Here is a 12,515-nt window from a genome sequence, read left to right as displayed (position 1 = left end):
ATGACGTCCTCCGCGAACACGCCCCTCATCGAACTGAAAGGCGTGGGTAAGAGCTACGGCAACATCATCGCGCTGCACGGGATAGACCTCCGCGTCGGTGCCGGTGAGGTCACCTGCGTTCTCGGTGACAACGGCGCAGGCAAGTCCACTCTGATCAAGATCATGTCCGGGTTGCATCGGCAGTCGGAGGGGGAATTGCTCGTCGACGGCACGGCGACCACTTTCGGCTCGCCGAAGCAGGCGGTGGATCAGGGTATCTCCACGGTCTACCAGGACCTCGCGGTCGTCTCCCTGATGCCGGTGTGGCGCAACTTCTTCCTCGGTCAGGAGCTGCGCAAGGGCAAGATCTTCAAGACCCTCGACACCCGAGCGATGCGCGCGAGAACCATCGACGAACTCCGCAAGATGGGGATCGATCTACCGGATGTCGATGCCCCCATCGGCTCACTGTCCGGTGGTCAACGTCAGTGCGTGGCCATCGCGCGCGCCATCTACTTCGGTGCCCGAGTTCTCATCCTCGACGAGCCGACCGCCGCTCTCGGCGTCAAACAGTCCGGCATGGTTCTCCGGTACATCTCGGCGGCCCGGGAGAAAGGCTTCGGCGTCGTGTTCATCACCCACAATCCGCATCACGCGTACATGGTCGGAGATCACTTCGTCCTCCTCGATCGTGGACGTCAGACACTGGACTGTGCGCGCGACGACATCTCGCTCGACGACCTCACCAAGGAAATGGCGGGCGGCGACGAACTGGCGATCCTCTCCGACGAACTGCGCCGCTGACATCTCGGGGCCGCGGTGCATGCGTGAGAATCGGGCGCGGCGGGTAGAGGATCGGTAGCGGTGCTCGACGGAGGCACCAGACGAAGGAGCCGAACATGAGCGAGCACGAGCCCCTCGGACCACTGGCGCCGGACTTCCTCGAATCCGATTTCTACGGGTATCAGAGCATGCTCGACGACGCCGAGACCGAGATCGTTCTGCGTACTCGTCGATTCCTGCAGGACGAGGTCGCGCCGCGAGCGAACGAATTCTGGGAGAAGGCCGCCTCTCCGGTGCACCTGATGCCGAAGATCGCCGAACTCGAAATCGCCGGTCTCGGCTACGGGTTCGACGATCGCAAGGCCTCGCGCAAGCTGCTCACCGGCTGGCTCGAAATGGAGTTCGCGCGAGTCGATCCGTCCACGGGAACGATGTTCAGCGTGCACAGTTCGCTGGCGATGAGCAGTATCTCGATTCTCGGCTCCGAGGAGCAGCGCCAGCGCTGGTTGCCCGCCATGCGCCGAATGGAGACGATCGGCGCGTTCGGACTGTCCGAACCGCACGGTGGGTCCGACGTCGCAGGCGGACTCGAGACCACCGCTCGCCTCGACGGTGATCACTGGATCCTCAACGGCAGCAAGCGCTGGATCGGAAACGCCACCTTCGCAGACCTGACCATCGTGTTCGCCAAGGACGAGGCGGACGGCGAGGTCAAGGGTTTCGTCGTCGAGCAGGGATTCGAGGGTTTCCGGGCCGAGAAGATCGAGGGCAAGTACTCGCTCCGCGCGGTCGAGAACGCGGACATCCATCTGGAGAACTGCCGAGTCCCGGTCGCCAACAAGCTGGCCGACGCCAACTCGTTCGCCGACACCGCGAAGGTGCTCCGTTTGACCCGCGGAGGAGTGGCGTTCCAAGCGGTGGGCGTGATGATGGGCGCGTACGAGCGGGCCGTGGCCTATGCGCGCGAACGCGAACAGTTCGGATCTCCGATCGCGTCGTTCCAGCTGATCTCCGACCTGATCGCCCGCATGACGGCGAACATCACCGCCTCGCTCGGCATGGCGATTCGTGTTTCTCAGCTGCAGGGCAATGGCGTCCACCACGACGAACATGCGGCGCTGGCCAAGACGTTCTGTACGACGCGGCTGCGCGAGGTCGTCGGCTGGGCCCGAGAGATCCTGGGCGGCAACGGGATTCTCATCGAGCACGACGTCATCAGATTCTTCGCCGACGCCGAGGCCCTGTACTCCTACGAGGGCACCGCGCAGATCAACAACCTGATCGTCGGCCGCGGAGTGACGGGCTTCGGCGCGTTCGTCTGACCGAGAACGAAAAGCGCCCCTTCGCGTGTGCGAAGGGGCGCTCGACGTCGGGCGGGAGAAGCTGTCAGCGTGCGAACAGCAACGCGCGCTTGACTTCCTGAATCGCCTTGGTCACCTGGATGCCGCGAGGGCATGCGTCGGTGCAGTTGAAGGTGGTGCGGCAACGCCACACACCCTCGACATCGTTGAGGATGTCCAGACGCTCGGTTGCACCCTCGTCACGGCTGTCGAAGATGAACCGGTGCGCGTTGACGATGGCGGCCGGACCGAAGTAGCTGCCGTCGCTCCAGAACACGGGGCACGAGGTGGTGCAGCACGCGCACAGGATGCACTTGGTGGTGTCGTCGAACCGAGCGCGGTCCGCTGCGGACTGGATCCGCTCGCGGGTCGGCTCGTTGCCCGTCGTCATCAGGAACGGCTTCACGGCGCGGAACGCGTCGAAGAAGGGTTCCATGTCGACGATGAGGTCCTTCTCCACCGGCAGGCCCTTGATGGGCTCGATGGTGATGTTCAGCGTCTTCGACGAGTCCTTGGGGAGCATGTCGCGCATGAGCACCTTGCAGGCGAGACGGTTGACACCGTTGATCCGCATCGCGTCGCTGCCGCAGACACCGTGTGCGCACGAGCGACGGAACGTCAGGGTGCCGTCCAGGTAGCCCTTCACGTACAGCAGCAGGTTGAGCAGTCGGTCGGTGGCCAGGGTGGGGACCTGGAAGGTGTCCCAGCGCTGACCGTCACCGTTCTCGGGATTGAAGCGCGCGATCTTGAGGTTGACCATCACCGCGCCCTCGGGGACGGGCGGCAGGTCGGACTCGTTGGACTTCTTGTCCAGTGTGGGTGCGCTCATATCAGTACTTCCGCTCCATCGGCTCGTAGCGGGTTTGGATTACCGGCTTGTAATCCAAGCGGATCTCGGTGAGCAGACCTTCGCCCTCTTTGTAGGCCATGGTGTGCTTCATGTACTCGGCGTCGTTGCGCTCGGGGTAATCCTCGCGAGCGTGTCCGCCGCGCGATTCCTTCCGGTTGAGTGCACCGACGACCGTGACCTCCGCCATTTCGAGCAGGAAGCCGAGTTCGATGGCCTCGAGCAGGTCGCTGTTGTAGCGCTTGCCCTTGTCCTCGACGGTGATCTTGTTGTACCGCTCCTTGAGGGCGCGGACATCCTTGAGCGCCGTCTCGAGACGTTCCTCGGTACGGAACACCGATGCGTTGTTGTCCATCGACTGCTGCATCTCGGTACGGATGTCGGCTGCGCGCTCGTGGCCGTGGTCCGACAGGATCAACTCGAGCCAGTCCTGCACCATCTTCGCCGGCTCCTCGGGGAGCGGGGTGAAGTCGACCGAGTTGGCGTACTCGGCCGCGGCGATGCCGGCACGACGTCCGAAGACGTTGATATCGAGCAACGAGTTGGTGCCGAGACGGTTCGCTCCGTGCACGGAGACGCAGGCGCATTCGCCGGCCGCGTAGAGGCCGGGGACGATGTCCTCGTTGTTGCGCAGAACCTCGCCGCGGATCTTGGTGGGGATGCCGCCCATGACGTAGTGACACGTCGGGTAGACGGGCACCGGCTCCTTGACGGGGTCGACACCGAGATACGTGCGCGAGAACTCCATGATGTCCGGGAGCTTCTCGTCCAGAACTTCCTCGGGAATGTGCGTGACGTCGATGTAGACGTAGTCCTTGTTCGGGCCGCCACCGCGTCCTTCGAGCACCTCGAGCACCATCGAGCGCGCGACGATGTCGCGGGGCGCGAGGTCCTTGATGGTCGGTGCGTAGCGCTCCATGAAGCGTTCGCCCGACTCGTTTCGCAGGATGCCGCCCTCGCCTCGCACTGCCTCGGAGATGAGAATGCCCAGACCTGCAAGACCTGTCGGGTGGAACTGGTGGAACTCCATGTCCTCCAAGGGAAGACCCTTGCGGAACACGATGCTCATGCCGTCACCGGTGAGGGTGTGGGCGTTGGAGGTGGTCTTGTAGATCCGGCCCGAGCCTCCAGTGGCGAAGATGATCGACTTCGCGTGGAAGATGTGCAGCTCACCGGTGGAGAGCTCGTAGGCGATGATGCCGGTCGCGACGGGACCGTCGTCGGTCTCGGTCAGACACAGATCCAGTGCGTAGAACTCGTTGTAGAACTCGACGTCGTGCTTGACGCAGTTCTGGTAGAGCGTCTGCAGGATCATGTGGCCGGTGCGGTCGGCTGCGTAGCACGCACGCCGCACCGGAGCTTTGCCGTGATCGCGGGTGTGGCCACCGAAGCGCCGCTGATCGATCTTGCCCTCGGGTGTCCGGTTGAACGGAAGACCCATCTTCTCGAGATCGAGAACTGCGTCGATGGCTTCCTTGGCCATGATCTCCACCGCGTCCTGGTCGGCGAGGTAGTCGCCGCCCTTGACGGTGTCGAACGTGTGCCACTCCCAGTTGTCTTCCTCGACGTTGGCCAGGGCGGCGCACATGCCGCCCTGAGCTGCGCCGGTGTGCGAGCGCGTGGGGTAGAGCTTGGTCAGTACGGCTGTGCGAGCACGGGGTCCGGCCTCGATCGCAGCACGCATACCGGCACCGCCTGCGCCGACGATCAGTACGTCGTAACGATGTTCCTGCATGTAAGCGTCAGTGTCCTTAGCTCGCCGTGATGTTGGGATCGAACGTGAAGATGACGTAGGTGCCGACGCCCATGATGAGGATCATCGACAGCACCAGCAGCGTGGTCAGCCAGAAACGCGTCGAATCCTTGCGGGAGTAGTCCGCGATGATCGTGCGCAGGCCGTTGCCGCCGTGCAGCTGCGCCAGCCACAGCATCGTCAGGTCCCAGAACTGCCAGAACGGGCTGGCCCAACGACCGGCGACGAATGCGAAGTTGATGCGGTGCACACCGTCGTCGAGCATCAACATGATGAACATGTGGCCCAGGACGAGCACGACGAGTGCCAGGCCGGAGAAGCGCATGAACAGCCATGCGTAGAGCTCGAAGTTGCCCTTGCTCTGGCGCCGCGGCGAACGCGGGTTGGCCAGGCTGGCCGGACGGTCGTAGTTCGTGCCGAGGACCTTTGCCTCGGGACCCTGCGTCGACATCAGTGACCACCCGCCGTGAACATGTTGTAGAAGATTCGTCCCGCGCCGGGGATCATGACGACGAGCCAGACGACTGCGATGACCCACAGCATCGGCTTCTGGTACTGCGGTCCCTTGGACCAGAAGTCGATCAGCATCACGCGGATGCCGTTCAACGCGTGGTACAGCACCGCGGCGACGAGGCCGATCTCCATCAGACCGACGAGCGGGGTCTTGTAGGTCTCGATGATGGCGTCGTACGTCTCGGGGTTGACCCGAACCATCGCCGTGTCGAGAACGTGGACGAACAGGAAGAAGAAAACCAAGACGCCTGTGATTCGGTGAAGGACCCAGGACCACATGCCCGGATCCCCGCGGTACAGCGACCGCTTGCGCTCCTTGACCGGAGCGGCTTCTGTCGTGCTACTCATCGAGTGCAATGCCTCCAACGTCGTTGGTGGACGCATCGAGCCCGGTGGCCGGTCTTGTCGTGGCTCGATTTGTCGCGATTCGGCCCTAGTGCTGGTTGTACTAGCCGCTTACAAGAAACTGTAAACCCATTCGAAACACGGAACTAATTCGACTCGAGGTTCGTACGCTGCCGAAATCTGGTGTTAGGTTTGCCTTCCCAATTGATGGACGCACTTCAGGCCGGATCTCTGCATCAATTCAGACAGCGTGATTGGATGGTGCACCATGAACGAAATCGACTGGAAGACGTTGCGCGACAATGCTCATGAGGCAATGGGCCGTGCCTACGCCCCGTACTCCAACTTTCCGGTCGGCGCCGCAGCTCTGGTGGACGACAATCGGATAGTCACCGGGTGCAATGTGGAAAATGTCTCATACGGTTTGGGGCTCTGCGCGGAGTGCGGGTTGGTGTCGAACTTGCACTCGACCGGCGGCGGCAGACTCGTGGCCTTTTCCTGCTGCGATTCCAGGCGTGAAATTCTGATGCCGTGCGGGCGATGCCGGCAGCTGCTGTACGAGTTCGGCGGCCCGGATCTGCTCGTCGACACCGCCTCGGGACCGGTTCGACTGGCAGAGTTGCTCCCGAACGCTTTCGGCCCCGACAACCTCGACGAAGGACGCGTGAACAACCATGCCTGACGCCGTATCCATCATCAGCGCCAAGCGCGACGGGCGCGTTCTCGACGACGAGCAGATCGAATGGGTGATCGCGGAGTTCACCCGCGGATCCGTCGCGCCGGAACAGATGTCGGCTCTCGCAATGGCCGTTCTGTGGCGCGGATTGTCGCGTCGCGAGCTCGGTACGTGGACGAACGCGATGATCGCGTCGGGCACACGGATGGACTTCTCGGCGCTGCCGCTGCCCACCGTCGACAAACACTCGACCGGTGGTGTCGGAGACAAGATCACGCTGCCGCTGGCTCCGCTCGTCGCCGCCTGCGGAGCCGCTGTGCCGCAGCTGTCGGGTCGAGGACTTGGCCACACCGGCGGGACGCTCGACAAGCTCGAGTCCATCCCCGGATGGCGAGCGGATCTGAGCGGCGAGGAGATGCACCGCATCCTGGCCGATCCGGCGATCGGTGCTGTCGTGTGCGCTGCCGGTGCCGATCTCGCTCCGGCCGACAAGAAGCTCTACGCATTGCGAGACGTGACGGGAACGGTCGAATCGATCCCGCTGATCGCCAGCTCGATCATGAGCAAGAAGATCGCCGAGGGCACCGGGGCGCTCGTGTTGGACGTCAAGGTCGGTGCCGGTGCGTTCATGAAGAACGTCGACGACGCACGCGAACTCGCGACCGCCATGGTCGAGCTCGGAACCGATGCGGGGGTACGAACTCTGGCGGTGCTGACGGCGATGGACACCCCGCTCGGGCTCACCGCGGGCAACGCGCTCGAGGTGGAGGAATCGGTCGAGGTACTCGCCGGAGGTGGGCCGGCCGACATCGTCGAGCTGACGATCACGCTGGCGCGCACGATGCTCGCGGCGGCCGGGATCGAGGGCATCGATCCGGCCGACAAGCTCGCCGACGGTTCGGCAATGGATCGGTGGCGAACGATGATCGCCGCGCAGGGCGGCGATCCCGATGCCGCGCTCCCCGTCGCCCGCGAAAGCCAGGACTTCGTCGCCGCCACCGACGGTGTCGTCACCGGTTTGGACGCAATGGGTGTCGGACTGGCGGCGTGGCGGCTGGGCGCGGGCCGCGAGCGCCAGGGTGAACCGGTGCAGAGCGCAGCCGGTGTGCGGCTGCACGCCAAGCCAGGCGATCGGGTGCGCGCAGGAGATCGGCTGGCGACGCTGTACACCGACACCCCCGAGCGTTTCGAGTATGCACAGCAGGCACTCGAATCCAGTTGGGAGATAGGGGCCACGGCCTCGCAGCCGAGGCCTCTGGTGATCGACCGGATCGGGCAATAACGAGCCCGGTCAGATCAGGTTGCCGGCCTCCGTCAGCACGCTGCGCAGGATCTGCTCCATCTCGTCGAACTCCTTCTGACCGCAGATCAGTGGCGGAGCCAGCTGCACCACCGGATCGCCGCGGTCGTCGGCACGGCAGTACAGGCCTGCGTCGAACAGGGCCGTGGACAGGAAGCCGCGGAGGATGCGTTCTGCTTCGGCGTCGCTGAATGTCTCCTTCGTGGTCTTGTCCTTGACCAACTCGATGCCGTAGAAGAATCCCTCGCCGCGCACGTCTCCGACGATCGGGAGGTCGTGCAGCTTCTCGAGCGTCGCACGGAACGCCGGGGCGTTGTCTGCGACGTGAGCGTTGATGCCCTCGCGCTCGAAGATGTCGAGATTGGCCATGGCCACGGCGGCGGAGACGGGGTGGCCGCCGAAGGTGTACCCGTGCGCGAAGCTCGACGTGCCGTCGTCGAACGGCTCGAAGAGCTTGTCGGAGGCAATCATTGCGCCGATGGGTGAGTAGCCCGAGGTCATTCCCTTTGCGCAGGTGATGATGTCCGGTACGTAGCCGAAGTCGCTGCAGGCGAACATCGACCCGATCCTGCCGAAGGCACAGATGACTTCGTCGGAGACGAGCAGAACGTCGTAGCGATCGCAGATCTCGCGGACCCGCTCGAAGTATCCGGGCGGGGGAGGGAAGCAGCCGCCGGCGTTCTGAACCGGCTCGAGGAACACCGCGGCAACCGTGTCGGGGCCCTCGAATTCGATGGCCTCGGCGATCCGGTCCGCGGCCCAGATTCCGAAAGCCTTCGGATCGGAGTCCAGGGGAGCGGGGGCGCGGTAGATGTTGGTGTTCGGCACTCGGAACGCGCCCGGTGTCAGCGGTTCGAAGGGTTCCTTGAGCGCGGGAATTCCGGTGATGGCCAGCGCGCCCTGTGGGGTCCCGTGGTAGGCGATCGCCCGCGAGATCACCTTGTGCTTACCGGGCTTGCCGACCTTCTTGAAGTACTGCTTGGCGAGCTTCCATGCGCTCTCGACGGCCTCGCCGCCACCGGTGGTGAAGAAGACTCGATTGAGATCGCCCGGGGCGTAGCCGGCGAGCCGCTCGGCCAGCTCGATCGCAGGTTCGGTCACGTACGACCACAGGGGGAAGAACGCCAACTCCTTGGCCTGCTTCGCGGCCGCCTCGGCCAGTTCCTCACGGCCGTGCCCCACCTGCACCACGAACAGCCCCGAGAGACCGTCGATGTAGCTCTTGCCGTTCGAGTCCCAGATGGTCGAACCCTCACCGCGCGTGATGATCGGGGGAGTGACCCCTGCGCCATGGCGGGTGAAGTGGCCCCACAGATGCTTGGCTGCGGAAGCGTCGAGCTCGGATGTCGTTCGCTTCATCGTGTTCCCCAATTGTATTGCTGCTTGACGAGTTTGAGATAGACCAGCGTTTCGGTGCTGGTGACACCGTCCAGACTGCGGATCTGTTTGTTCAGGATCTGCAGGAGTTGTTCGTCGTCCTCGCACACCACTTCCACGACGACGTCGAATGACCCTGCGGTGAGGACGACGTAATCGATCGCATCGATCGCCGACAGTTCCTCGGACAGTGCATAACTGTCGCCGGTGCACTTGATGCCGATCATGGCCTGCCGCTTGAATCCGACCTGCACCGGATCGGTGACCGCGACGATCTGCATGACGCCGGAGTCCGTCAGGCGCTGAACCCGTTGACGGACAGCCGCTTCCGAGAGTCCGACGGCTTTGCCGATGGCAGCGTACGAGCGACGCCCGTCCTCCTGGAGTTGCTCGATGATCGCCTTGGAGACGTCGTCGAGTGCGATGGGCGGTTGCTCGGGCATGGGTCGATCTTGTCATTGTCGTTGCCGTAAACACAACCCGTCGACGATGAAAAGCGCGTCGATTGTGGATTCAGACGACAGAATCAGTTGTCGAAAGGCCGGAAACAGAGAGAATCAGTGGATCCGACGGTACTGTCGCAGGCATGGCGAACATTCCTGGTTGTTGGATCGACGGACGCGCGGTGGACGGTAGTGGTGATCGGTACGAGGTCGACGATCCCGCGAGCGCAGCCGTCGTCGCCGACGTCGGTCTGGCCACCGCCGCCGACGTCGATTCGGCTCTCGCGCAAGCCCGATCGGCCTTTCCCGCATGGTCCACCGCCACTCCCGCGCACCGCAGCGCGGTGTTGATGGAACTCGCGCGTCTGGTTGCGGCCGACGCGGCGAACTTCGTGTCCGAGGAAGTGGCACAGACCGGCAAATCGACCAGGCTGGCAACGGAATTCGATGTTCCGGGCAGCATCGACAACATCGAGTTCTTCGCCGGAGCGGCGCGGCACCTGGACGGCAAGGCTGCTGCGGAATACTCGGGTGAGCACACCTCCGCCATCCGTCGCGACGCCGTCGGAGTGGTCGGGTCGATCACGCCGTGGAACTATCCGCTGCAGATGGCGGTGTGGAAAGCGATACCGGCGTTGGCGGCCGGGTGCTCCATCGTGCTCAAGCCCAGTGAACTCACCCCGCTGACCACCTTGCGGCTGGCCCGCCTGGCCACCGAAGCGGGCGTTCCCGACGGGGTGTTCAACGTGGTCACCGGAACCGGTCTCGACGCAGGGGTCGCGCTGTCCTCCCATGCGGGTCTGGACCTGATGACGTTCACCGGCTCCACTCCTGTCGGCAGGCGCGTGATGGCGCAGGCCGCCGCGCACGGCACACGCGTGCAGCTCGAGCTCGGCGGCAAGGCACCGCTGGTGGTGTTCGAGGACGCCGATCTCGACGCAGCCATTCACGGAGCCGTCGCGGGATCGTTGATCAACGGCGGTCAGGACTGTACTGCTGCCACCCGCGCCATCGTCGCCGAATCCCTCTACGAGGACTTCGTCGCCGGAGTCGCCGAGTTGATGGGTCGCGTCGTCGTGGGAGACCCGACGGATCCGGCGACCGACATGGGATCGTTGATCTCCGTCGCGCACCGCGATCGTGTCGCGGCGATGGTGGATCGAGCCCGGGACGCGGGGGCCAGGGTGGTGACCGGAGGTCGTGTCCCGGAGGGCCGGGGTGCGTTCTATCCGCCTACCCTGATCGCCGATGTCGGTGAGCAAGACGAGATCTATCGCGACGAGGTGTTCGGTCCGGTGCTCACGGTGTCGAAGCATCACGGGGACGACGATGCGATCCGGCGCGCCAACGACACCGAGTTCGGACTCGCCGCCTCGGCCTGGACCAGGGACGTGTACCGCGCGGGCCGAGCGATGCGGGAGATCGACGCCGGCTGCGTCTGGATCAACGACCACATCCCGATCATCAGCGAGATGCCACACGGCGGATTCGGGGCCTCGGGGTTCGGAAAGGACATGTCGAGCTACTCGCTCGACGAGTACCTCACCGTCAAGCACGTCATGACCGACATCACCGGTGTAGCCCGAAAGAATTGGCACCGAACGGTATTCGCTTCAGCCGATCCCGAAGCGCAGGTGGATGCCCGATGAGCGCATCATGGGCAACCGCACCCACCGAACGCGGCGTGGCGATGGTGGCGGGCGCGGCACCGGAGTCCTACTGGCTCGACCGTCCCGAACGCCCCGCTCCGCGCAGTCGGCACACCGGCTCTGCGGCAGCGGATCTGGTGATCGTCGGCGGCGGGTTCACCGGATTGTGGGCGGCTCTGCACGCGGCAGAGGAGAACCCGAACCGATCGATCGTGGTGCTCGAAGGCGACCGCATCGCCGAGGGCGCAACCGGACGCAACGGCGGCTTCTGCGCTGCCAGCCTGACGCACGGACTGAGCAACGGACTCGACCGCTACGCCGACGAACTACCCGAGCTGCTGCGCATGGGCACCGAGACGCTCGACGCGATCTGCGCGACTGCGGACCGGTACGGAATCGACGCAGACATCGAGCGGACCGGCGAGCTGGACATCGCCAATTTCGACTGGCAGGTGGACGACCTGCGTGAGCTCGGCGACGAGGCGACGCGGTTGTCTCAGCCGATGGAGTATCTCGACGCCGCTGCGGTGGCGTCGAGAGTCACCTCGCCGATGGCGCGGGGCGCACTGTTCGACCCCGACGTTGCGATGATCGATCCCGCCAAACTCGCCTGGGGCCTGGCCGACGCGGCCGAGTCGCTCGGCGTTCGCATTCACGAGAACACCCGGGCGCTGTCGATCGACAAGTCCGGCAACGGAATTCGAGTGAAGACGGGATACGGCACCATCGAGGCCGCCAAGGTCCTGCTGGCCACCTCGGCATCGAAATCGTTGCGCCGCAAACTCCGTCACTGGATCGTCCCGGTATGGGACTACGTGATCATGACCGAGCCGCTGAGTCCGTCGCAGCTCGCCGACATCGGTTGGTCTGGCCGCGAAGGATTGGCCGACTCCGGCAACCGTTTCCACTACTTCCGGTTGACGGCGGACGATCGCATCCTGTTCGGCGGGTGGGACGCGCACTACTTCTACGGTAGCGACACCGACCCGCGCCTAACCCAACATCCCGAAGAGTTCGCACTGCTCGCCGAACACCTGCTGCAGATGTTCCCGAGCCTCGAAGGAATTCGCGCCACCCACGCCTGGGGCGGATCGATCGACACGTGCTCGCGGTTCAGCGCCTTCTGGGATCTCGGAATGAACGGACGGGTGGCCTCGGTGGCCGGGTTCACCGGACTCGGCGTCGGCGCGTCGCACTTCGGGGCCCGCACCGCTCTCGATCTACTGGACGGCAAGGACACCGAACGAACACGCCTGAAGATGGTGCGCACCAAGCCGCTGCCGTTCCCACCCGAGCCACTCAAGTCGATAGGGATCAACATCACGCGTGCACAATTCGCCCGAGCAGACCGCAACGAGGGACGACGGGGACTGTGGCTGAAGGGTATGGATGCGCTGGGTCTCGGCTTCGACAGTTAGACGGTATGGAGGTCTTGGCTGGGGCCCCTCCGCATGTAAGCGTGGGTTGCCGACAGGAGTGGGTCCTGGCCGGTAGAGCCACAGATGTGGGA

Annotated in this window: 12 protein-coding genes; 6 read left to right on the top strand and 6 right to left on the bottom strand. The window is 64.3% G+C overall.

Annotation, left to right across the window (positions count from 1 at the left end):
* Together AB0366_RS20050 and AB0366_RS20045 are read left to right on the top strand one after the other, a co-directional pair.
* Complete coding sequence (locus AB0366_RS20050; protein ID WP_366245476.1) at positions 1 to 783, top strand: ATP-binding cassette domain-containing protein; 783 nt, start codon at positions 1 to 3, stop codon at positions 781 to 783.
* Between the two features lie 95 nt (positions 784 to 878).
* Positions 879 to 2,084: an acyl-CoA dehydrogenase family protein gene (locus AB0366_RS20045; RefSeq protein WP_366245475.1), complete on the top strand. Its 1,206-nt coding sequence runs from the start codon at positions 879 to 881 to the stop codon at positions 2,082 to 2,084.
* A gap of 64 nt (positions 2,085 to 2,148) precedes the next feature.
* Here the strand turns inward: AB0366_RS20045 and AB0366_RS20040 are convergent, their stop codons facing one another.
* The 4 genes from AB0366_RS20040 to sdhC are packed head-to-tail and all read right to left on the bottom strand — an operon-like array spanning position 2,149 to position 5,563.
* A complete protein-coding gene (locus AB0366_RS20040; protein ID WP_037188150.1) occupies positions 2,149 to 2,931 on the bottom strand; it encodes a succinate dehydrogenase iron-sulfur subunit in 783 nt (260 codons plus the stop codon).
* A gap of 1 nt (position 2,932) precedes the next feature.
* Positions 2,933 to 4,684 carry a succinate dehydrogenase flavoprotein subunit gene (sdhA, locus tag AB0366_RS20035; protein ID WP_032397463.1) on the bottom strand — a complete coding sequence of 584 codons (1,752 nt, stop codon included), beginning with the start codon at positions 4,682 to 4,684 and terminating at the stop codon, positions 2,933 to 2,935.
* Between the two features lie 16 nt (positions 4,685 to 4,700).
* Positions 4,701 to 5,153 (bottom strand): succinate dehydrogenase hydrophobic membrane anchor subunit, encoded by a 453-nt coding sequence (locus tag AB0366_RS20030; protein ID WP_032397462.1) that lies wholly within the window; start codon positions 5,151 to 5,153, stop codon positions 4,701 to 4,703.
* Complete coding sequence (gene sdhC, locus AB0366_RS20025) at positions 5,153 to 5,563, bottom strand: succinate dehydrogenase, cytochrome b556 subunit (protein WP_121870357.1); 411 nt, start codon at positions 5,561 to 5,563, stop codon at positions 5,153 to 5,155. The genes AB0366_RS20030 and sdhC overlap by 1 nt, the downstream gene beginning before the upstream one ends.
* A gap of 265 nt (positions 5,564 to 5,828) precedes the next feature.
* Between sdhC and AB0366_RS20020 the strand changes: the two genes are divergently transcribed.
* Together AB0366_RS20020 and AB0366_RS20015 are read left to right on the top strand one after the other, a co-directional pair.
* The gene (locus tag AB0366_RS20020; RefSeq protein WP_121870356.1) at positions 5,829 to 6,242 is read left to right on the top strand and encodes a cytidine deaminase; all 414 of its coding nucleotides are present in this window, start codon (positions 5,829 to 5,831) and stop codon (positions 6,240 to 6,242) included.
* Entirely contained in the window at positions 6,235 to 7,518 is a 1,284-nt protein-coding gene (locus AB0366_RS20015) for a thymidine phosphorylase (protein ID WP_314141699.1), read from the top strand. Before AB0366_RS20020 ends, AB0366_RS20015 begins: the two co-directional genes overlap by 8 nt.
* 9 nt (positions 7,519 to 7,527) lie before the next feature.
* Here the strand turns inward: AB0366_RS20015 and AB0366_RS20010 are convergent, their stop codons facing one another.
* Positions 7,528 to 8,895, bottom strand: coding sequence for an aspartate aminotransferase family protein (locus AB0366_RS20010; RefSeq protein WP_366245473.1), 1,368 nt, complete (start codon positions 8,893 to 8,895; stop codon positions 7,528 to 7,530).
* Positions 8,892 to 9,356, bottom strand: coding sequence for an Lrp/AsnC family transcriptional regulator (locus AB0366_RS20005; protein WP_032376836.1), 465 nt, complete (start codon positions 9,354 to 9,356; stop codon positions 8,892 to 8,894). Before AB0366_RS20005 ends, AB0366_RS20010 begins: the two co-directional genes overlap by 4 nt.
* A 143-nt stretch (positions 9,357 to 9,499) precedes the next feature.
* Between AB0366_RS20005 and AB0366_RS20000 the strand changes: the two genes are divergently transcribed.
* Positions 9,500 to 11,005, top strand: a complete 1,506-nt coding sequence (locus AB0366_RS20000; RefSeq protein ID WP_366245472.1) for a gamma-aminobutyraldehyde dehydrogenase — start codon at positions 9,500 to 9,502, stop codon at positions 11,003 to 11,005.
* Positions 11,002 to 12,423, top strand: a complete 1,422-nt coding sequence (locus tag AB0366_RS19995; protein ID WP_366245471.1) for an FAD-dependent oxidoreductase — start codon at positions 11,002 to 11,004, stop codon at positions 12,421 to 12,423. The genes AB0366_RS20000 and AB0366_RS19995 overlap by 4 nt, the downstream gene beginning before the upstream one ends.
* Positions 12,424 to 12,515: the final 92 nt, after the last annotated feature.

It is taken from the genome of Rhodococcus sp. NPDC076796 (genome assembly GCF_040702765.1).
Taxonomy (GTDB): domain Bacteria; phylum Actinomycetota; class Actinomycetes; order Mycobacteriales; family Mycobacteriaceae; genus Rhodococcoides.
Note: the sequence above shows the minus strand (reverse complement) of the source record. Positions and strands in the feature narration are given on the sequence as shown.